22 protein-coding genes and 1 riboswitch are annotated in these 20,379 nt (G+C 63.3%); of the genes, 15 read left to right on the forward strand and 7 right to left on the reverse strand.

What is annotated here, in order from left to right; all coding sequences use genetic code 11:
- Positions 1-21 precede the first annotated feature (21 nt).
- Together AC0L3O_RS07870 and AC0L3O_RS07875 are read right to left on the reverse strand one after the other, a co-directional pair.
- Positions 22-795, reverse strand: a complete 774-nt coding sequence (locus tag AC0L3O_RS07870) for an HAD-IIB family hydrolase (RefSeq protein WP_287230289.1) — start codon at positions 793-795, stop codon at positions 22-24.
- Positions 792-2,123, reverse strand: a complete 1,332-nt coding sequence (locus tag AC0L3O_RS07875; protein WP_236377083.1) for a glycosyltransferase family 4 protein — start codon at positions 2,121-2,123, stop codon at positions 792-794. The genes AC0L3O_RS07870 and AC0L3O_RS07875 overlap by 4 nt, the downstream gene beginning before the upstream one ends.
- 397 nt (positions 2,124-2,520) lie before the next feature.
- Here AC0L3O_RS07875 and mgtE point away from each other — a divergent pair, with 397 nt between their 5' ends.
- Positions 2,521-3,933, forward strand: a complete 1,413-nt coding sequence (gene mgtE / locus AC0L3O_RS07880; RefSeq protein WP_023798879.1) for a magnesium transporter — start codon at positions 2,521-2,523, stop codon at positions 3,931-3,933.
- A gap of 135 nt (positions 3,934-4,068) precedes the next feature.
- On the forward strand, positions 4,069-4,455 hold the full coding sequence (locus AC0L3O_RS07885; protein WP_023685221.1) for a MerR family transcriptional regulator: 387 nt from the start codon (positions 4,069-4,071) through the stop codon (positions 4,453-4,455).
- Positions 4,456-4,458: 3 nt separating this feature from the next.
- Here the strand turns inward: AC0L3O_RS07885 and AC0L3O_RS07890 are convergent, their stop codons facing one another.
- Together AC0L3O_RS07890 and AC0L3O_RS07895 are read right to left on the reverse strand one after the other, a co-directional pair.
- Positions 4,459-4,965, reverse strand: coding sequence for a methyltransferase family protein (locus AC0L3O_RS07890; protein ID WP_051407790.1), 507 nt, complete (start codon positions 4,963-4,965; stop codon positions 4,459-4,461).
- Positions 4,962-5,954, reverse strand: coding sequence for a heparan-alpha-glucosaminide N-acetyltransferase (locus AC0L3O_RS07895; RefSeq protein ID WP_473615295.1), 993 nt, complete (start codon positions 5,952-5,954; stop codon positions 4,962-4,964). The genes AC0L3O_RS07890 and AC0L3O_RS07895 overlap by 4 nt, the downstream gene beginning before the upstream one ends.
- Before the next feature lie 318 nt (positions 5,955-6,272).
- Positions 6,273-6,481, forward strand: a riboswitch (cobalamin riboswitch).
- A gap of 37 nt (positions 6,482-6,518) precedes the next feature.
- Between AC0L3O_RS07895 and AC0L3O_RS07900 the strand changes: the two genes are divergently transcribed.
- From AC0L3O_RS07900 to cobO, 4 genes are read left to right on the forward strand one after another with little or no spacing between them, the layout of a single operon-like run.
- A complete protein-coding gene (locus tag AC0L3O_RS07900; protein WP_023798882.1) occupies positions 6,519-6,698 on the forward strand; it encodes a CbtB domain-containing protein in 180 nt (59 codons plus the stop codon).
- 29 nt (positions 6,699-6,727) lie between these two features.
- A complete protein-coding gene (locus tag AC0L3O_RS07905) occupies positions 6,728-7,492 on the forward strand; it encodes a CbtA family protein (RefSeq protein WP_473615296.1) in 765 nt (254 codons plus the stop codon).
- Between the two features lie 22 nt (positions 7,493-7,514).
- Positions 7,515-8,012 carry a bifunctional adenosylcobinamide kinase/adenosylcobinamide-phosphate guanylyltransferase gene (gene cobU, locus AC0L3O_RS07910; RefSeq protein ID WP_473534278.1) on the forward strand — a complete coding sequence of 166 codons (498 nt, stop codon included), beginning with the start codon at positions 7,515-7,517 and terminating at the stop codon, positions 8,010-8,012.
- 1 nt (position 8,013) lies between these two features.
- On the forward strand, positions 8,014-8,628 hold the full coding sequence (gene cobO, locus AC0L3O_RS07915; protein ID WP_023798885.1) for a cob(I)yrinic acid a,c-diamide adenosyltransferase: 615 nt from the start codon (positions 8,014-8,016) through the stop codon (positions 8,626-8,628).
- Positions 8,629-8,800: 172 nt separating this feature from the next.
- Here the strand turns inward: cobO and cbiB are convergent, their stop codons facing one another.
- Positions 8,801-9,769, reverse strand: a complete 969-nt coding sequence (cbiB, locus tag AC0L3O_RS07920) for an adenosylcobinamide-phosphate synthase CbiB (protein WP_287219204.1) — start codon at positions 9,767-9,769, stop codon at positions 8,801-8,803.
- Between cbiB and cobD the strand changes: the two genes are divergently transcribed.
- Together cobD and AC0L3O_RS07930 are read left to right on the forward strand one after the other, a co-directional pair.
- Complete coding sequence (gene cobD / locus AC0L3O_RS07925) at positions 9,768-10,808, forward strand: threonine-phosphate decarboxylase CobD (RefSeq protein WP_473615298.1); 1,041 nt, start codon at positions 9,768-9,770, stop codon at positions 10,806-10,808. The two genes, cbiB and cobD, sit on opposite strands and share 2 nt — an antisense overlap.
- A 115-nt stretch (positions 10,809-10,923) precedes the next feature.
- Positions 10,924-11,433, forward strand: coding sequence for a tyrosine phosphatase family protein (locus tag AC0L3O_RS07930; RefSeq protein WP_473615299.1), 510 nt, complete (start codon positions 10,924-10,926; stop codon positions 11,431-11,433).
- Between the two features lie 282 nt (positions 11,434-11,715).
- Here the strand turns inward: AC0L3O_RS07930 and AC0L3O_RS07935 are convergent, their stop codons facing one another.
- Together AC0L3O_RS07935 and AC0L3O_RS07940 are read right to left on the reverse strand one after the other, a co-directional pair.
- On the reverse strand, positions 11,716-12,519 hold the full coding sequence (locus AC0L3O_RS07935) for a creatininase family protein (protein ID WP_287066384.1): 804 nt from the start codon (positions 12,517-12,519) through the stop codon (positions 11,716-11,718).
- A 212-nt stretch (positions 12,520-12,731) separates the two neighbouring features.
- The gene (locus AC0L3O_RS07940) at positions 12,732-13,115 is read right to left on the reverse strand and encodes a RidA family protein (protein WP_473615301.1); all 384 of its coding nucleotides are present in this window, start codon (positions 13,113-13,115) and stop codon (positions 12,732-12,734) included.
- Between the two features lie 256 nt (positions 13,116-13,371).
- Between AC0L3O_RS07940 and AC0L3O_RS07945 the strand changes: the two genes are divergently transcribed.
- The 7 genes from AC0L3O_RS07945 (at position 13,372) to AC0L3O_RS07975 (ending at position 20,363) form a co-directional block, all read left to right on the forward strand.
- A complete protein-coding gene (locus AC0L3O_RS07945; RefSeq protein ID WP_287230266.1) occupies positions 13,372-14,376 on the forward strand; it encodes an ABC transporter substrate-binding protein in 1,005 nt (334 codons plus the stop codon).
- A 9-nt stretch (positions 14,377-14,385) separates the two neighbouring features.
- Positions 14,386-15,216, forward strand: coding sequence for an ABC transporter ATP-binding protein (locus AC0L3O_RS07950; RefSeq protein ID WP_473615302.1), 831 nt, complete (start codon positions 14,386-14,388; stop codon positions 15,214-15,216).
- The gene (locus AC0L3O_RS07955; RefSeq protein WP_473615304.1) at positions 15,203-16,054 is read left to right on the forward strand and encodes an ABC transporter permease; all 852 of its coding nucleotides are present in this window, start codon (positions 15,203-15,205) and stop codon (positions 16,052-16,054) included. The genes AC0L3O_RS07950 and AC0L3O_RS07955 overlap by 14 nt, the downstream gene beginning before the upstream one ends.
- A 226-nt stretch (positions 16,055-16,280) precedes the next feature.
- Positions 16,281-17,594, forward strand: coding sequence for a cytosine deaminase (locus AC0L3O_RS07960; RefSeq protein ID WP_473615305.1), 1,314 nt, complete (start codon positions 16,281-16,283; stop codon positions 17,592-17,594).
- Complete coding sequence (locus AC0L3O_RS07965) at positions 17,591-18,991, forward strand: FAD-binding oxidoreductase (RefSeq protein ID WP_473615306.1); 1,401 nt, start codon at positions 17,591-17,593, stop codon at positions 18,989-18,991. Before AC0L3O_RS07960 ends, AC0L3O_RS07965 begins: the two co-directional genes overlap by 4 nt.
- A 203-nt stretch (positions 18,992-19,194) precedes the next feature.
- A complete protein-coding gene (locus AC0L3O_RS07970) occupies positions 19,195-19,776 on the forward strand; it encodes an NAD(P)H-dependent oxidoreductase (RefSeq protein WP_473615308.1) in 582 nt (193 codons plus the stop codon).
- Positions 19,776-20,363 (forward strand): NAD(P)H-dependent oxidoreductase, encoded by a 588-nt coding sequence (locus tag AC0L3O_RS07975; RefSeq protein ID WP_287230256.1) that lies wholly within the window; start codon positions 19,776-19,778, stop codon positions 20,361-20,363. Before AC0L3O_RS07970 ends, AC0L3O_RS07975 begins: the two co-directional genes overlap by 1 nt.
- Positions 20,364-20,379 lie beyond the last annotated feature (16 nt).

Genomic DNA, 20,379 nt, shown 5'->3' on the forward strand with positions numbered 1-20,379 from the left:
AACCAGATAAATATTTCCAGTTCAGGATCGGGCGTCCGCAAACACCGACCAATGAACGAGGCCTTCGACGACGCCAAGGGCGAACTGTTGCTTGGCGCTGTAGATGAGCGGGTTGGCCCGCGCCATGTCGAGCAGTTCGGGAAGCGCATTGGCGACGACAATTCCACGCGCCCCCGGCAGCTCGAACATGCTGCGGTCGTTGTTGGTGTCGCCGGCGACGACCACCTCATCGAGGCCGATGCCGAGTTCATTGCAGAGCCAGGCCAGCGCCTGGCCCTTGTCTGCTGAACGCGGCAGGATGTCGAGATCGCGTCCGCTCGAATAAACCATCGTCACCGACAGGCCGGCCTCGGCCAAAGCGCGCTCGATGCTGGCAAGGGCTTCCGGACTGGCGTCGAGCAGGTACCAGCTCGATTTGAAGGCGTGCTGATAGCCGTCGGGCTGGCGGACGGTGTCTTTGAGCGGCCCGAGCACCGCATCGACCTTTTCAAGCGACCAGCCTTCCGAAAATCTTTGGGTAAAATGCCCCAAATCAGTAAAGTGTGTGGGGCGCGAGGTGTGCCGCGGACCGGCGAGCATCGTGCCGACACCGCCGATCACATAGTCCGGCGCCGGCAGGCCGACTTCGTCGACGAAGTTCAAGATGTCGTCGGCCAGGCGACCGCTGTTGTAGACGAGAACCGGCCGGTGCTCGGGATCGAGCGCTTGCCATTTTGATCGAAAGCGTGACGTCGCCGGCGCATCGCCCGCCAGGGTCCCGTCGAGATCACTCGACAAAAGCGCGATCGGTTTCAATCGCCGTCGTTCCACGGCTCGTCCCAGTCATGATCGTCAACCGCCTTCAGCACCGGACGGCCTTCGACAAGGCTGACCAGCTGCTGGGCGATGCCTGTCCAGGTGAACAGGCTGCGCGCCTTGTGCGCACCCATGCGGCCCAGGCGGCCGTAGAGGCGCTGGTGCTTCATCGGCTTGACGATGGTGATGCCGAGATCTTCCTTGTCGAACGGATCGCCAAAAAGCGCATGCCGGCCATAGCTGATCCCGCGGTAGAGGCCGCCATGGATCGTAACCACGGTCGGCGTACCGCAGGCCATTGCCTCGATCGCGGTCATGCCGAACGGCTCGTAGCGGCTCGACAGGACGAACATGTCCGCCGCCCGATAGGTATCGGCCAGGTCCTCGTCGGCGACATAGCCGGAGAAGACGACACGATCCTGCAAGCCTAGCTGTTCGACCTGTTGCTTGAGCTGGTTGAGGATCTTCTGCTCCTGCTCGTCCATGTTCTCGCCGCCGACAGCGAGCCTCAGGACCGCATCCGGCACACGTGGCGCCACCACGGAAAACGCATCGATCAGCAGGTCGTAGCCTTTGTTGGTGGCGAGCCGGCCGAGCGCCAGGACCGTCCGCCCTTCGAAGCCGAGCCGATGGCGGATCAACCGGCGAGACGCCTCGCTGACGGGGAAGAACCGGTTGTCGTCGTAACCGGGCGGGATCATGTGCACGCGGTCGCGCTCGAGGCTGTAGTCCTCGACCAGCATGTCGACTTGCGGCGGCGTTGTTGCGATCACCATGGCGCAGCTTCGATAGATGATCGTCTCGTGCTTGATGCGCTCGCTGAAATTGAACTCGGCCTCGAAAGTATCGGCCTTGTCAGGGTAGTCGGTCTTCATCTGGCGCTGCTTCCATATGCCAAGCGAATGCGGCGTATGGATGTGCGGGATATTGAGCGCTTCGGACAGCCGCTGCCCCGCCACGCCCGCATCCCAGTAGTGACTGTTGATGAAGTCGTAGGAGAGATTTTCCCGGCGAATCAGGCGCAGCGCGTTTTCACACCACTCGAGAAGGTGGCGGTGGAGATATTCCTTCGGAATAAAATCGGGTCCGCCACAGGCGACACGCAGGACGCGAACCCCGTCGGCCACTTCATCGACAGGAGGCTGGTCTTCAAATCGTCGCGTCCAGATATCGACGGCATAACCCAACTGGGCCAGCTTTTTGGCAAGTTCCAGGACATAGACCACCTGTCCGCCGGTATCGGCCGCGCCCAGTGGCGGGTTGGCTGCTACGTAGCCGTGGGTTGAAATGAGAGCAATTCGAGGTATCGCCGCATCCGAGTCCGGCATCTGTATCCTTCTCTACGATTGATCTGCGCACGCCGCAGCATGCACAAGTTGGGTTATATAAGGTTTCCAGCCGCCATCCGCAAATGTCGAAAGCGCCAGGCGGCCGCCAGGCTGGTGGCACGTCGGTGAGAATATTGACTCCGCCCGCAATGGTAGCCCCCAGAGACGCCGATAGGGAACATACCGAGGAGCCTCGGCGCGACGCTTATGGGAGAGCCGAAGACGTTGTGCGATTGGTGGATGATTGCGCCGGCTGACATCGACTTCGAAATCTGACAGACGCTGTAGCAATTTGACGCTGCTCATGATCCTTTCTGGAAATCGATTCCGATTTTCATGGTCATGCGCTAGACCTGACACGCAGCTTTTCCGGAATTTTGAATGGCGGGAGGCGCTTGTGGAAGGCCAGGACGAACAGACGACCGGCGCCAGGACCGCTGAGGACAGCGCCGACATCTATGGCGAGGACGGCGCCATTCTGTCGTCGTTCCTTGCCCAGATCGGCGCCGCGATCGCCGATCGCGACACGCTGACGCTAAAGCGTGAAGTCGACGACCTGCACCAATCGGAACTCGGCGACCTGATCGAGGCGCTTCATCCAGAACAGCGCCGCGCGCTGGTCGAATTGTTGGGCGCCGACTTCGATTTTTCCGCGCTGACCGAGGTCGACGAGGCTATCCGCCGCGACATCGTCGACAGCCTGCCCAACGCCCAGATTGCCCAGGGGGTCCAGGACCTCGATTCCGACGACGCGGTCTACATTCTCGAGGATCTCGAAAAGGAAGACCAGGACGAGATCCTGTCGCAACTGCCGTTCACCGAGCGGATCAGGCTGCGCCGCTCGCTCGACTATCCCGAAGAGACTGCCGGCCGCCGCATGCAGACCGAGTTCGTCGCGGTGCCGCCATTCTGGACGATCGGCCAGACCATCGACTACATGCGCGAGGACAACAACCTTCCCGACCGCTTCAGCCAGATTTTCGTCATCGATCCGAGCTTCAAGCTGCTCGGCGCCATCGACCTCGACCAGATCCTGCGCACCAAGCGCTCGATCAAGGTCGAAGAGGTGATGCATGAGACCAGGCACGCCATTCCGGCGACGATGGACCAGGAGGAGGCGGCGCGCGAATTCGAACAATACGACCTTCTCTCCGCTGCCGTCGTCGACGAGAACGAGCGGCTGGTCGGCGTGCTGACTATCGACGACGTGGTCGACGTCATCCAGCAGGAAGCCGAGGAGGATCTGCTGCGCATGGGCGGTGTCGGCGACGAAGAATTGTCGGACAGCATCCTTTCGACCTCGCGCTCGCGCGTTCCGTGGCTGCTCGTCAACCTTTTGACGGCGTTCCTGGCGGCCTCGGTGATCGGCCTGTTCGACCGCACGATCGAGCACATCGTGGCGCTGGCGGTGCTGATGCCGATCGTGGCGGGCATGGGCGGCAATGCCGGCTCGCAGACCATGACGGTCACGGTGCGGGCGCTGGCGACCAGGGACCTCGACATCTACAATGCCGGCCGCATCATCCGCCGCGAGATGGGGGTGGGCTTCATCAACGGCATCATCTTCGCCATCCTGATCGGCATCGTCGCCGCCGCCTGGTTCCGCGATCCCAATCTGGGCGGCATCATCGCCGCGGCGATGATCATCAACATGTTCGTGGCCGCACTTGCCGGCATCCTGATCCCGCTGCTGCTCGACCGGTTCAAGATCGACCCGGCCGTGGCTTCGGCGGTTTTCGTCACGACGGTTACCGACGTTGTTGGCTTCTTTGCCTTTCTCGGCCTCGCCACATGGTGGTTCGGCGTGTGAGCGACGCCACTCAATTGACTTTTACGTAAATGCCATGCGAGATTTTGGAACAGCCTCTGGCCGATTCTGACACGCGTGCGGATAGCGAGACCGCATGGTTGGAACTCGCAGCGCGGCCGGGCATTTGGAGTGATGATGCGGGAATATTATTCGATAACCGAACTGACCCGCGAATTCGATGTTTCGACGCGGACGCTGCGCTTTTACGAGGACGAGGGGCTGGTGCAGCCGGTACGGCGCGGCCGCACGCGGCTGTTTCGCCCGTCGGACCGGCACCTCATCCGCCAGATCATGCGCGGCAAGAGGCTCGGCTTTTCGATCAACGAGATCCGCGAAATCATCCAGATGTACAAGGAGCCGCCCGGCGAGGTCGGTCAGCTCAATCTGATGATCAAGCGCATCGAGGAAAAGCGCGAGGATCTGCGCCAGAAGCGCCGCGACCTCGAAGAGACCCTGGCCGAACTCGACCAGGCCGAAGAGTCCTGCGTCGAGCGGCTGGTGGAGCTTGGCGTCAACACCTGAAGCTCAAATCCAGCGCCGCACCCTTTTCGCGTAATCCCGGTATTTCTTGCCGAATTTCGTTGCCAGAACTTTTTCCTCGCCCTCGATCGCCATTTTCTGCGTTGCGAAGGCGGCGATGATCGCCAGCGGCAGGAACCATACGTTCCCCGAGATAAGGGCAACGCCGATCATCAGCAGCGTGTTGGCCAGATAGATCGGATTGCGGCTGACGGCGAAGGGGCCCGATGTAACCAGATGGTCCGGCACGGCGTTCGGGTGGAGCGTCGTCTTTGCCCGGATCATGATGCGGATCGCCGTGAACCAGAGTGCGACGACGCCGAACAATGCCACCCAGCCGGCCGCGAACAGGATGTCGCCCAAAAGGCCGCCGATCCATGGCAGCGGATAAAGCAAGCCAAGCGCGATGCTGACGGCGATGGCCGCGACATAGATCAGCGGCGGCCACGGTATAAACCCCGGTTTTTGCTGTCCCGGTTTCTGTTGGCCCGGTTTCTGCTGATGGTCGGTCATTGTGCTCCTCCCTCCATCAAAGTGCCGTCGGCCTTGGCAGTGCAGGCGCCGGCGAGTTCGTCGAGACGCGCCTTCCATTCAGCAGCCTGGTCGTTGCGGTAGAGCCGATCAAGCGTGGCCTCGCCCTCGAGCGTATCGAGCATGCAGACACAATAGCTGCTGCAGAACTCCGTGTCGCGCGATTGCTCGCACGATGCCTGGCATTCTTTTAGGAAGGTGACCTGCCTGGTTTCGACGGCTGCCGGCATGACTTGCGAAGTCAGCCAGACCGAGCCGATCAGCACCGGCTGGTGGATCAGATAGAAGGCGAGGCTGTGCCGGCCGATAAAGACCAGCGGATTAGTCCAGCGGCCGGGCGCCAGGCCCGCCAGCCGCGTCAGCACGCCGGAGGCGAAGGCAAGCTTTGCCGCTGCGATGCCGACAAGCACAGCGCCGAACCATGGAAACAGCGGGACATAATCGTTGGAGCGCGGGTTGGTTGCCGACAGGCCGACCCACCACAGGGCCGGATGATCGAAGATCCCGGACCTGAGGTAGAGCGGCGCGGTGATGACGAAAGCTGCGACAACCAGCGTCACCAGCGCCGGCAGCCGCAGAAACGCCAGGCCGAGCAGGCTGGCGAGCGCGATCTCGTGCAGGATGCCGAAGAAGATGAAACTGTCGGGTGTGGCAAGCCTAGTGGCGGCCGATATGGCGAGCGCCGCCCCGCCGACCATGGCGAAGCGTTTCCAGAAGCCGTTCCAGCGGATTTGCTTGCCATGGGCGAGGAACAGGCTGACGCCGACCAGGAACAGGAAGGTCGAAGCGATGCAGCGCGCGTAGAATTTCCACCAGCCAAAGGCGGTCAGGCCGGGATCGGTGTAGCCGAAGAATTCGAGATCCCAGGTGAGATGGTAGCTCGCCATGGCAAGCAAAGCGATGCCGCGGGCGACGTCGATGGCGATGATGCGCCTGGATCGGTCCTGAACGGCCGGCGTAGGAATGGTCATGGTCTCGCAATTCTGATTCAGTGCTGCAAGACGATTATCATGGTTGCCCCGGACAAAAGAAGACAGGCGCCGTTCCTTCTTCCTTCTCCCCTTGTTGTGGGAGAAGGTGGATTGGCGCGCAGCGCCAAGACGGTTGAAGGGGTGCTGGCCGGAGCGCTGTTGGTGCCAAGCTGGAACACCCCTCATCCGACCTCGCTTCGCGAGGCCACCTTCTCCCACAAGGGGAGAAGGAAGAGCCCACGAGAAACGATTACCTTGACGGCGCATTCGCGCTGCTAGCTGGCGGAATTTGGTTTGCCGGGCGCGGCGATTCTGCCTATAGTCGCAGCCGTCGTCGGTTCCGTTTTGGAACCAAGAGGGAATGCGGTAGGGGCAAATTCGCCCGATGCCGTGGCTGCCCCCGCAACTGTGTGCGGTAGTCCTCTCCATATGCCACTGAAGATTTTCTTCGGGAAGAGCTTCTTCGGGAAGGTGGGGAAGGGCGCTGATCCGCGAGCCAGGAGACCTGCCGGCGACAGGAGAACTGACTTCTATGCCCTCGGGTGGAGGGCGAAAGGACAAGACATGAATACCGCTTCCGTCTCGCTCGGCGCTTCCGTCTCCTCGCAGTCGCGCTTTGTGCAGTTGGCGCTTGCTGCATTTCTCGGCGTTTTCGTCATGGGCTTTGTCGGCTTCTCGCATATCGATGCGGTCCACAATGCCGCTCACGACTATCGCCATTCGATGGGCTTTCCATGCCACTGACGGGGGGCCACTGACGAGGGGCTGACACCATGACACTGTTTCGCAACGTCGTGTTCATCGCGGCGATGGCAGGGCTTGTGGCCGGCGTCGTTCTCGCCTGCATGCAGGCCTACGCCACGGTGCCACTCATCCTCAAGGCGGAAGTCTACGAACAGGCCGGCGGTGGTCACACGCATGACCATGGTTTGGCGCCGGCCGCAGCAGGCAGCAATGCCATGAGCAGCGCCGTGCCGGCTGAAGCAGCCACCGCGGAAGAGGAAGGCTGGGCGCCGGCCGATGGCTTCGAGCGCTTCGCCTTCAACGTCGTTGCCAACGTCGTCACCGGCATCGGCTTTGCGCTGATCCTGGTCGCCGCTTCGGAATTCGCCGGCGGCATCGGCAATTGGCGACAGGGCCTGTTCTGGGGCCTTGCCGGCTTCGCGGTGTTCACGCTGGCCCCGAACCTCGGCCTGCCGCCCGAACTGCCGGCGATGCCGGCGGCCGATTTCGCCCAGCGCCAGATCTGGTGGACGGCGACCGTGGTGGCGACGGCTGCCGGTCTCGGGCTGCTCGCCTTTCGCAAATCGCTGCCGCTGGCCCTTCTTGCCGTAGCGTTGATCGTCGCGCCGCATATTGTCGGCGCGCCGCAGCCCGAAAGTTTCGAATCGCCGATCCCGGAAGGCATGCACCACCAGTTCGTGGTGGCGGTGACGCTGACCAATCTGGTGTTCTGGCTGGTGCTCGGCGCTGTCGTCGGCGTGGTGCGCGGCCGCTTGACCGGCGCCGCAACCGGCCTGCGCGACAGCCTTGCCTGATCGCGCTGCTCCAGGCAGCAAGCTGACCCTGGTCGTCGGCGGTGCACGCTCGGGCAAGAGCGCGCATGCCGAAAGCCTGGTGACGGCCTGTCCAGCGCCGTGGACCTACATCGCCACGGCGCAAGCCTATGACGACGAGATGCACGAACGCATCGCGCTGCACCGAGCGCGGCGTTGCGACGGTTGGACGACGATCGATGCGCCGCTCGATCTCGTCGGCGCGATCGGGGCGCTGCCTGACGGCCGGCCTGTCCTGATCGACTGCCTGACGCTGTGGCTGTCCAACCATATGCTGGCCGAACGCGACATTGAGGCCGAATGCCGAGGGCTGGCGGATGTGCTGTCGCGGCCGCGCGGGCCGTGGTTCGTGGTTTCCAACGAGGTCGGCCAGGGCATCGTGCCTGACAATGCGCTTGCCCGCCGGTTTCGCGATGCCGCCGGCCGGCTCAACCAGCAGGTCGCCGCCGTCGCCGGCACGGTGCTGCTGATGGTGACGGGACTGCCGCTCAAGGTGAAGTGATATGACCGATATCGATGACAGGGACGAGCAACGCCACCGCGCCAAGATGGCCAAGCGCAAGGCGGTGCAGGACGCCGAGGTCGCGGCCAAGACGGTCGAGAAGGGACTGCTGATCGTCAACACCGGGCCAGGCAAGGGCAAGACCACCGCCGCCTTCGGGCTGGCGCTGAGGATGCTTGGCTACGGCAGGCGTGTCGGCGTCGTCCAGTTCATCAAGGGCAAATGGCATACCGGCGAGAAGGACGCCTTTGCCGCTTTCGGCGACCGGGTCGTCTGGCACACGATGGGCGAGGGTTTTACCTGGGAAACGCAGGATTTGAAGCGCGACATCGCCGCCGCCGAGGCTGCCTGGGCCAAGGTGCTCGAGCTAATGGCCGATCCATCGATTAGCCTTCTGGTGCTCGACGAGTTGAACATCGCGCTGCGCTACGACTATCTCGATCTCGACACGGTGGTGGCGGCGCTGAAGGGCCGCCGCGAAAACCTGCATATCGTCGTCACCGGCCGCAACGCCAAGCCGGCGCTGGTCGAGGCGGCCGATTTGGTCACCGAGATGGGCGTGACCAAGCATCACTTTTCCGCCGGCGTGAAGGCGCAGCAAGGCATAGAGTTTTGAGGTTTTGCCCGCCACTTCTCCTTCTCCCCTTGTGGGAGAAGGTGGATTGGCGCGTAGCGCCAAGACGGTTGAGGGGTGCTGGACGGAGCGCCGTCGGTACCAAGCTGGAACACCCCTCATCCGGCCGCTTCGCGGCCACCTTCTCCCACAAGGGGAGAAGGGGAGGCCGCAGTCACGCAACGATGACGATCACCGACAGCAAGCCGAACAGTCCCATCAGCAGAAAGTCGGCAACCCGATAGAGTCTTAGCGCTCGTCTGATGTCCACGCTCTCGACATCGCGGCGGCCGCCTTCACCCATGAACGCGTCGTCGACCATGACGCCGTCGTAGGAGCGTGGCCCGGCCAGCGCCAGGCCGAGCGCGCCGGCCATCGCCGCCTCAGGCCAGCCGGCATTGGGCGAGCGGTGCTTTTTCGCGTCGCGCCGCACGGTGCGCCAGGCGTTGCCGGCATCGGCGTCTTTGACGAGGAAGGCGGCCAGCACGATAAGCAGTGCGGTCAGCCGCGACGCCGGCAGGTTGATCAGATCGTCGAAGCGCGCCGCCGCCCGGCCGAAAGCCTCATGGCGCGGCGTGCGGTGGCCGATCATCGAATCGGCGGTGTTGGCGGCCTTGTAGGCGACGCCGCCGGCCAGCCCGCCGACGCCGATCCAGAAGACCGGCGCGACGACGCCGTCGGAAAAATTCTCGGCCAGGCTTTCGATCGCCGCGCGGCAGACACCGGCTCTGTCGAGCTTTTCCGGATCGCGGCCGACGATCTGCGAGACGGCAACACGACCGATGTCGAGTCCGCCATTGTCGAGTCCGTCGGCCACCGCCTCGACATGCTCGGCCAGGCTCTTCTGCGACAGCAGCGATGTCGCCAGGAGCGCGGTGAGGATCAATCCGGCTGGAATGCCCGCAAGCATGGTTTCCACAGCGAAAGCGATGGTGGCCGGCACCAGCACGATGATCAGCAGCGCATGAACACCGCGCCGGCGGCGCAGGGCGTCGGAATCAGTATCGCGGTTGAGCCTGCGGTCGAGAAAGGATATCAGCCTGCCGAACCAGGTGACGGGGTGGCCGATCGCGCCGAGCAGCCAGCTGGGATAGCCGACAGCGAATTCAACAAGCAGTGACAGGAAAGCGATCAGGATCGACATGAAGTCTCTTGATGGAGCGGCGGCAGTGGTGGATCACGGCGGAAGCCTTGGCCGGGCGAGGGCGCTTTTTCCGCATGCGCCGCAGCCCTTCGTCGACCTCTCGACCGGTATCAATCCGCACTCCTATCCGTTTTTCGAGCTGCCCGCCACCGCCCTGTCGAGATTGCCGGAAGCTGCGCGGGTCCGTGATCTTGCCGATGTCGCGGCGAGCGCCTATGGCGCACCATCGGCGGCCAATGTGGTGGCAGCGCCGGGCACGCAGATCCTGTTGCCGCGCGTCGCTTCGCTGGTCAGCCCCGGCAAGGCGCTGGTGCTCGGGCCGACCTATGCCGAGCATCAGCGGGCAGCGGCCATCGCCGGCCATGCGGCGATGGAGGTCGACGATTTCGATGCCCTGGCAGGAGCCGACCTTGCCATCGTCGTCAACCCCAACAATCCGGACGGTCGCATCGTCGAGCGCGAGAAGCTGCTTGCGCTTGCCGAACGATTGCGCGCCAGAGGCGGGCTGCTGGTCGTCGACGAGGCGTTCATGGATGTCGGCCCGCTTGGCGAGAGCCTGGCCGGCGATGTCGAGCATGGCGGCATCGTCGTGCTGCGCTCCTTCGGCAAGTTTTTTGGCCTTGCCGGCCTGCGGCTCGGCTTTGCATTGGCCGACGCACTGACGGTCGAACGGCTGGAGGCGCAGTTCGGGCCGTGGGCGGTTGCCGGTCCGGCGCTCGAATATGGCATCCGTGCGATTGCCGACAGCGGCTGGCAGGCCGAGATGCGGCACCGTCTGGCCAGGGATGCAGCGCGGCTCGATGCGCTGTTCGGCCGCTTCGGCGTTGCTGTTGCCGGCGGCACCACCCTGTTCCGCTATGTCAGGCTGGCGGACGCCGCCGGTCTGTTTTCGGCGCTTGGCGAGCGCGGCATCCTGCTTCGGCATTTTTCCGGCCGGCCGGAGGTGCTGCGCGCCGGGCTGCCGGGACCTGACGAGGAATGGCGGCGGCTCGAATCGGCTCTTGCCGACTGGACGCAACAGCGCGACGATGGGGCCTAAAGCGCGTCACAATTGAACGGACTCATGCGACGCGCTTTAAGTTCTTGTTTTTATGCATGTCGTTATCGCAAAACCACTGCGCACTTTTGCGCGACATGCACTGGGAGCTCAACCAATGATCCATGTCTGTTCGCTGTCGAAAATCGAGGAAACCGTCGCGAAGACCGGGGCCGAGCGGCTGCTTTCGCTGCTGGCTGCCGGCACCGAGGTGACGCGGCCGGCGTCGATCGCCCGGGAGAACCATCTGCACCTGGTCATGCACGATATCGCGGTGGCGCAGGAGGGCATGACCATGCCGGGTGAGGGGCATGTTCGCAACCTGCTCGATTTCGCGCGCCGATGGGATCGTGCAAGGCCGCTGGTCGTGCATTGCTATGCCGGTATCAGCCGGTCGACGGCCTCGGCCTACATCATCGCGGCGGCATTGGCGCCGCAGCGCTGCGAGGTCGAGTTGGCTGAGACGCTGCGTGCACTGTCGCCCACGGCGACACCCAACCCGCGGCTGATCGCGGTCGCCGACGCGCTGCTCGATCGCAACGGCCGCATGACCGGTGCGATCCAGGCGATCGGGCGCGGCGCCGAGGCCTTCGAAGGCACGCCTTTCGAGCTGAAGATCGACGGCTGATTTCCTAGTCTTGAGGACAGTTGTTTGAGCCATCAAGCCACCAAGCAACCTACTCGTGCTTTGATCGCTGCAGGTATTGGCGACGTCGGCGCTGCCCCTCATCTGCCTGCCAGCCCCTTCTCCCCGTATAGTGACGGGGAGAAGGGGCTGGCCGCAGCGCTGGCGCCTTTTTTGCAATGCCGGCGATTGGCGAAAACATTGATGAGGGCGCCCTCGCCCCGTTTACGGGGAGAGGATGCCGGCAGGCAGGTGAGGGGCGGCGCGGCGCTGGCGAAAAGCCTCCTAGGCCAGCCAATCTGCAAGCTTGGCCTTGCGCACGTCCTTCAACAGGCTGATGAAACCGTCGGCTTGATGGTTGGCGGTCAGCCGGCCCTTTTCGGCCGTCGCAATGCTGGCGTCGCCGACCACGCCGTTCGGGTTGAGATCGGTGGCGATCCAGGCGAAGGCGTGCGTTCCGGTGTGGCGCAGCAGCGAAAATTGCTTTTCGGCGCGGGCGACGTTGGACACGAAATTGTCGGCCTTTGCCATGTCGACGAGATCCGGCCGGAAATGCAGCATCAGCGAGGTCTCGACATCGCCGCCATGGATGCCGTGGCTATCCTCAAGCTCGGTGTACAAGCCGGCCGGCCGGCCAAAGCGCTGCCAACTCGTCTTCACCGCCAGCATCTTTGCCCGCACGCGCAATTCTCGCGTCATGATGCCCATGATCTCCTCGTTGCCGCCATGCGAGTTGACGACGATCAGCTTCCTTAACCCGGCCCGTGCGACCGACAGGCCAAGCTCGGTCCAGGCCTCGATCAAGGTCGCCGCCGGCAATGTAAGGGTTCCCGGCGCATGCAGGTGCTCGTTCGACTTGCCCACCGCCTGGACCGGCAGGATGCGGATGTCGAGATCGCCAGGCAGGCGCGCGATCACCGTTTCGAGCATGCCGTTCATGATCGAGGTGTCAGTCGAAACCGGCAGATGCGGCCCGTGCTGTTCGATCGCCGCCACCGGCAGAACTGCGATTGTCGCCTCCGGGTCGATGGTGGCGTATTCTGTGGTCCGATAGTCGCCCCACCACACGCGTTTCGTTGCAACGGTCATTTTGAAACCTCGAGCAAACTGGCGGCGTTGGCGCTGCCCCTCACCCGTACCCTCCCCCCGTATAGAGACGGGGAGAGGGGGGCGCCAGCGTTGGAGCGCTTCCCTTCTCCCCGTCACTATACGGGGAGAAGGTGCCGGCAGGCGGATGAGGGGCAGCACCAGCCTTTGTCGTGTAACTGGAGATCAACGGCCTGTCGATTCCAGCCGGCTCCTCACCCTGCCGCGACGACCTCGATCTCGACCTTGAATTCCGGCCGCGCGAAGCCGGACACGATCATTAGCGTCGATGCCGGCGCCGGGCTGGTGAACAGGCGATCGCGAACGTCCATATAGGGTTTCAGAAAGACGCGATCGGTGACATAGGCGTTGATGCGCACGATGTCGGAAAGTCCAAGCCCGGCGTCGCCGAGAATCGCTGCGATGTTTTGAAAACAGAGCTCGGCCTGCGCGCCGGCATCCTCCGGGATCTTATCGTCCGGCGTGATGGCGACCTGGCCAGAACACAGCACCAGCCGCTTGCCGGGCGGCACCTCGACGCCATGGCTGTAGCGGGCAAAGGGCGGCTTGATCGACTTCGGCGTCAGGAATTTGAACATGAAAATCTCCGGTCTGACTGCCAGCGTAAAGCCGGATCAGGCGAGCCTTCAAGATGCAGTGCATACTATCAGGGCGATTATGGACAGGCGTTCAAAAAATAGGCACGATGCCCCCGGTACGGCATGACCAGTCCGGCTTTCGCGCCCCACTGTTGCGCAAGGCGGGCGGTCCGGGCGATGGCATGTGTCTTGCTTCTTCGATCGATGGTGTCGAGCCCGGCGCGCGGCGCGCCGGAGTCAACTGAGGGTGGTGTGAATGGACGGAAAACTCAAGATTTCGGCTGGCGCGATCGTGCTGCTTGCCGCAAGCACGCTGAACGCGGCAGCAAACGAGAAGATCACCTTCGGCACCAACTGGCTCGCCCAGGCCGAGCACGGGGGCTATTATCAGGCGGTCGCTGATGGCACCTATGCCGCCTGCGGGCTCGACGTGACGATCATGCAAGGTGGACCGCAGGTCAGCGGCCGGCCGCTGCTGCTTGCCGGCAAGATCGACTTCTACATGGGCGGCAACATGCTGCAGGCCTTCGACGCCGTGCAGCAGGAGATTCCGCTACGCGTCGTCGCCGCCTCGTTCCAGAAAGAGCCGCAGGTGATCATGAGCCATCCGGGTCAAGGGCTCGACAGATGGGAGGATCTGAAGAACGCGGACCAGTACATTATCGGCGACGAAGGTGCACAGAGCTACTTCCAGTGGATGATCACGGAGTTCGGCTTCGATCCGGCCAAGCGCGTGCCGTATACGTTCAACCCCGCACCTTTCATCGCCAATCCGAAGTCGATCCAGCAAGGCTACGTGACCTCGGAGCCCTTCGCCGTCGCCAAGGAAGGCGGCTTCCAGCCCAATCTGTTCCTGCTCGCCGACTACGGCTTCGACACCTATGCGACGACGATCGAGACCATGCAGGCGACGATCGACAAGCGGCCGGAGGTGGTTCAGTGCTTCGTCGATGGCTCGGCCAAGGGCTGGTACAACTATCTCTACGGCGACAACGCTGCCGCCAACGCGGCGATCAAGAAGGACAACCCCGACATCAGCGACGAGCAGATCGCGTTCTCGATCGAGCAGATGAAGAAATTCGGCATCGTCGATTCCGGCGATACGGAAAAACTCGGCATCGGCGCGATGACCGACGCGCGCATCCAGAGCTTCTACGACAAGATGGTCAAGGCCAAGGTCGTGCCGGCCGACGTCGACATCAAAAAGTCCTACACACTGGCCTTCGTCAACAAGGGCGTCGGGATCGAGCTGAAGAAATAGCACCCGGGCATGATGCAGGAGAAAGTGGCGCAAGCGCCGGCAAGCGCATCGGGCAAAGGTCCGATGCTGCTGGCGCTGCGCGGCGTCGGCAAGGTCTTTTCCAACGGCGTGACAGCGCTCAGCGACGTCGACCTGGCGATCCGGGAAGGCGACTTCGTCAGCCTTCTCGGCCCGTCCGGCTGTGGCAAGTCGACGGCCTTGCGCCTCATCGCCGGTCTTGCAACGCCGACCTCCGGCCTGCTCGACTGGCGCGGCAGCAGCGCTGCCGATCGCTCTGACATCGGCTTCGTCTTCCAGGAACCGACGCTGCTGCCGTGGGCCGACGTCTTCGACAATGTCTGGCTGCCGCTCAGGCTGAAGGGCATGTCGCGGGCCAAGGCTGCGCCTGTCGTGATGGAGATGCTGGCGCGGGTTCATCTGACCGGCTTCGAGAAAGCCGTGCCGCGCGAATTGTCCGGCGGCATGAAGATGCGCGTCTCGATCGCCCGCGCCATGGTGACCAAGCCGCGCGTGCTTTTGATGGACGAGCCATTTGCGGCATTGGACGAGATCACCCGCTTCAAGCTCAACAACGATCTTCTGGAACTGTGGCAGGACGAGCGTTTTACCGTCGTCTTCGTCACCCACAGCGTCTTCGAAAGCGTTTTCCTCTCCAGCCGCGTCGTCGTCATGGCGGCGCGGCCGGGCAGGGTCTTCAAAGAACTCGCCATCGATGCGTCCTATCCGCGCAACGAAGCCTTCCGCACCTCGCCCGCCTATGCCGCGCTCTGCCGCCAGGCGTCCGATGTGCTGATCGGCGCCATCAACTCAACCGCCGGACCGCATCATGACGGCCATTGATCATACTGCCGTAACCCTGGATCCAGAGGAGGCGCGTCGCGTGCGCCAGGAGCGGCTCGAGCGGATCGGCCGATGGCTGCTGCCGCTGGCGATCATGGTCCTGGCGATCTGGCTGTGGGACCGCATCTGCGTCTGGAACGACATCCCGAAATATATCCTGCCGCGCCCCGCTGTGGTGCTGCAAACGCTGTTCGACGATGCCGGGCTGCTGTTCTCCTCGCTGCTGGTGACGCTCAGGACCACCTTTCTCAGCCTGCTTCTGGCCGTCATCGGCGGTGTCGGGCTGGCGGTGCTGTTTACGCAATCGAAATGGGTCGAGATGTCGTTCTTCCCGTTTGCGATCGTGCTGCAGGTGACGCCGATCGTCGCGATCTTCCCGCTGATCAACATCTATGTCGACAACCAGACGACGAAGCTTCTGCTGTGTGCCTGGATCGTCGCCTTCTTCCCGATTCTGTCCAACACGACGCTCGGCCTCAACTCCGTCGACCGCAACCTGCGCGACATGTTCAAGCTCAACGGCGCAACCCGCTGGCAGCAATTGCGCTATCTGCGCCTGCCGGCGGCGATGCCGTATTTCCTCGGCGGGCTGAAGATCGCCGGCGGCCTGTCGCTGATCGGCGCGGTGGTGGCGGAGTTCGTCGCCGGGGCCCAGGGACAGTCGTCGGGGCTGGCTTCGCGCATCATCGAGGCCGGTTACCGGCTCAACGCACCGCGGCTGTTTGCGGCGCTGATTCTGATCTCGTTCACCGGCATTTTGATCTTCCTGGTGCTGTCGCTGATCTCGCACCTGATCCTGCGACGCTGGCACGAGAGTGCGCTGAAGCAGGAGCGATGATGGTGTTGTGTGCTCAAGGCAAAAACTGCCTGGCGTCCTTTTCGTCGTTGGCGCTGCCCCTCATCACCCTGCCGGGCACTTCTCCCCGTATAGAGACGGGGAGACGGGCGCTTTCATCGGCGGTTTCGCCAACCACCAGCGTCGCAGAACGAGCGTCAAGGCTGCCGTCAGCCCCCTTCTCCCCGTTCACGGGGAGAAGATGCCGGCAGGCAGATGAGGGGCAGCGATGACCTCAGAAATTATTCCCGAAACCGGCCAATTCGTACTTTCCAACGTCCGGCTTCATTCATCTTTGACGCCGGACCTTGCCGCTGCCTATGACAGCGACGGCTTTGCACTCGCCGACATCGCCGTCGCCGACGGCAGGATTGCGAGCATCGTCGCGAATCGCCGGTCCAACACACCCGCAGGCGCCGTCGACCTCGGCGGCCGTATCGTCATGCCGTGCTTCGTCGACTGCCACACCCATATCGACAAAGGCCATATCTGGCCTCGAAAACCCAATCCGGACGGCACCTTCATGGGTGCGCTGAACGCCACCGGCGCCGACCGTGCTGCCCGCTGGAGCGCCGAGGACGTCGCTCGCCGCATGGATTTTTCGCTGCGCTGCGCCTACGCGCACGGCACCAGGGCTTTGCGCACCCATCTCGACAGCGTCGCACCGCAGGAGGAGATCTCCTGGCCGGTGTTCGAGACGGTACGGGAGAAATGGCGTGGCCGCATCGAGCTGCAGGCCGCCTGCCTGCTCGGCATCGAAGGTGTGCGCGACAAGAAATGGTTCGAGAGCCTGGCCAAACGCGTCGCTGCGGCCAACGGCGTGCTTGGCGTCGTCACCTATATGCTGCCGGACCTGGAAGAGCTTCTCGATCGGGTTTTCGCGCAGGCGATCAAGCATGGCCTCGACCTCGATTTCCATGCCGACGAGACGGACGACATCTCGGCGATCTCGCTGAAGAAGATCGCCGAAGCGGCGCTGTGGAACGGGTTTGAGGGAAACATCCTCGTCGGCCACTGCTGCTCGCTGGCACGCCAGCCCGATCTCGACGTGCTCGACACGCTGGACAAGATGGCGAAGGCGGGGCTCGCCGTGGTGTCGCTGCCGATGTGCAATCTCTATCTGCAGGACCGGCGCGGCGACAACACCACGCCGCGCTGGCGCGGCGTGACGCTGCTGCACGAGATGAAGGCGCGCGGCATTCCCGTCGCCGTCGCCTCCGACAACACCCGCGATCCGTTCTACGCCTATGGCGATCTCGACATGCTGGAGGTCTATCGCATGGCGACGCGTATCCTGCATTTCGATCACCCGGTCGGCGACTGGCCGCAAGCGGTGACTTCGACGCCGGCCAGGGTGATGCGGCTCGACGGTTTTGGCACGTTTGCCGCCGGCGGCGCTGCCGACTTCGTCGTTTTTAGGGGACGGAGCTGGACGGAAATGCTGTCGCGGCCCGAATCGGATCGCACCGTGGTGCATGATGGCCGCGCCATCGAGCGCCAATTGCCCGACTATGCCGAACTCGACGATCTGATGGTGCGATGATGGACCTGGCTGCGCTCAAACGCGATCTCGACGGTCTGAAGATCGACGACCATCCGGCGATTGTCCAGCAGAAGAGCCGCGATTTTTACTGGTACAGCCCGGTGCTCAAGCAACAGCTCGACCATGTCACCGGCGACCTGATCGTGACGCCAAAGACCGAACTCGAGGTGATCCGCGTGCTTGCCGCGTGCCACCGGCATGGCATTCCGGTGACGCCGCGCGGCAGCGGTACCGGCAATTACGGTCAGGCGATGCCCTTGTCCGGCGGCGTCGTGCTCAATCTCGCCGAGATGAATACGATCAAGACGATATCGCCTGGTCGCGTCGTGACCGGTCCAGGTGCCGTCCTCGCCGACATCGACAGGGCGACGCGCGCCCATTCCGGCCAGGAGCTTCGGATGTCGCCGTCGACCTATAACACCGCTTCGATCGGCGGCTTCGTTGCCGGCGGCTCGGGCGGCATCGGCTCGATCCGCTGGGGCGGGCTGCGCGACCTCGGCAACGTCATCCGGCTCAGGACCGTGACGATGGAGGCGGAGCCTCGCATCATGGATCTTGCCGGTGAGGAGGTGCTGAAGGTGATGCATGCCTACGGCACCAACGGCATCATCACCGAGGTCGAGATGCCGCTGACCGCTGCTTATGACTGGATCGATGTCATCGTCGGCTTCGACGATTTCATGGATGCGGCCGGCTTCGGCAACGATCTCGCCATCCAGGACGGCATCCTGGCGAAGCTGATCACGCCGATCGCCGCTCCGATCCCCTACGACTATTTCAAGCGGCACCAGAAATTCTTCCGGCGCGAGCAAAGCATCGTCGTGTGCATGATCGCGCCGCAGGCGATGGACGCCTTTGTTGCCCTCACGGCGCGCAGCAAGGGCGAGATCGTCTTCCGCGCCGACAAGGAGGCCGATCTTAAGGGCTTGCCGCCGGCCTATGAGCTAACCTGGAACCACACGACGCTGCGCGCCATCAGGGTCGACCCTGATATTACCTATCTGCAGACCCGCTATCCCTCGCCGGATCACCTCGCTTACGTCAAGGCGATGATCGACCGCTTCGGCGACGAGGTGCCGGTTCATCTCGAATTCATCCGCTTCGACGGCGCGATCGGCGTCGCTGGACTGCCGCTGGTCCGCTTCACCACGGCGGAGCGGCTCGACGAGATCATCCGCATCCATGAAGACAATGGCTGCTGGGTCTTCAATCCGCACCGCTACACGCTGGAAGAGGGCGGCATGAAGCAGACGGACGAGGTGCAGCTCGCCTTCAAGCGCGAGACCGATCCGCAAGGGCTGCTCAATCCCGGCAAGATGATCGCCTGGGAGAACCCTGACTACGACTATCGCTCGGGCAAGTCGTTCCTGTTCAAGGGGCTGCAGAAGGCGGAGTGAACGATGAGCGTGCGGCGCTGTACCCCCCTCTGGCCTGCCGGCCATCTCCCCCTCAAGGGGGGAGATCGGCAGCCTCGCCGTCTCGCTCCTCTTTCATGGTTGGAGATTGGCGAAGGCAGAAATGACGGCCAATCTCCCCCCGTGAGGGGGAGATGCCCGGCAGGGCAGAGGGGGGTGCCTCGCGCCGACCCGCGAGGACTTCGGTGAACATCCTCATCCTCTACGCTCACCCGGTCGAAACCAGCTTCAACGCCGGTCTGCACCGGACGATCGTCGAGCGGCTGACGGCCGCCGGTCACACCGTCGACGACTGCGATCTCTATGCCGAGGATTTCGACCCGCGGCTGACACGGGCCGAGCGGCTCGGTTATCACGACGAGCGCGGCGCCGGTGATCCGGCAGCGCCCTATGTCGAGCGCCTGCTGCGGGCAGAGGCGCTGGTGCTGTCGTTTCCGGTGTGGAACTACGGCTATCCGGCGATCCTGAAAGGCTTTTTCGACCGCGTCTTCCTGCCCGGCGTCTCGTTCAAGCTGGCCAATGGCAAGGTGCAGCCTTCGCTGCACAACATCCGCAAGATGGCGGCGGTCACCACCTATGGCGGCAGCCGGCTCCATGCCATGCTGATGGGCGACCCGCCGCGCAAGCTGGTCAAGCGTGTATTGTGCGCTACGGTCAAGCCAGGCGCCTCGGTGTCCTATCTCGCGCATTATTCGATGAACCTGTCGACCGATGAAACGCGGAAGAGATTCACGGCGAAAGTCGCCGCCAGCATGGATGCCTTCTGATGCGGGTCCTGGTGGTTTATTGCCATCCGGTCCCGGAAAGCTTTTGCGCCGCGATCCGGGATAGTGCCATCGAGGTGCTGAAGGCGAGAGGCTGGGAGGTGCGGCTGCTCGACCTCTATGCGGAAAATTTCGATCCGGTCATGGGCTGCGACGAGCGACGCTTCTATAACGAGCACGCCCCGCAGGATCCGGCGCTCAAGTCGCATATCGAAAATCTCAACTGGGCCCAGGCAATCCTCTTCGTCTATCCGACATGGTGGTACGGGCTGCCGGCAATGCTGAAGGGCTGGCTCGACCGGGTGTGGGCGACCGACGTCGCCTTCCGACTGCCGGCCGGCAAGGGACGGATCCATTCACTGGTGAGGCATGTGACGAAGATCGGGGTGATCACGACCTGCGGCGCACCGACCTGGTGGAGCGTCGTCGTCGGCCAGCCGGGACGCAAGACAATCCTGCGCGGCATGCGGGCGCTCTGCGCCACCCGCTGCAGGACGTTCTTTCTGGCGCACTACCTGATGGATGCGTCGACACCCGGGAGCCGGGCTGCTTTCCTTGCGAAAGTGCGGGCGAAACTGGAGCGGTTTTGAGAGATGAGCGTCCTTC

The organism is Mesorhizobium sp. WSM4810, assembly GCF_055811235.1.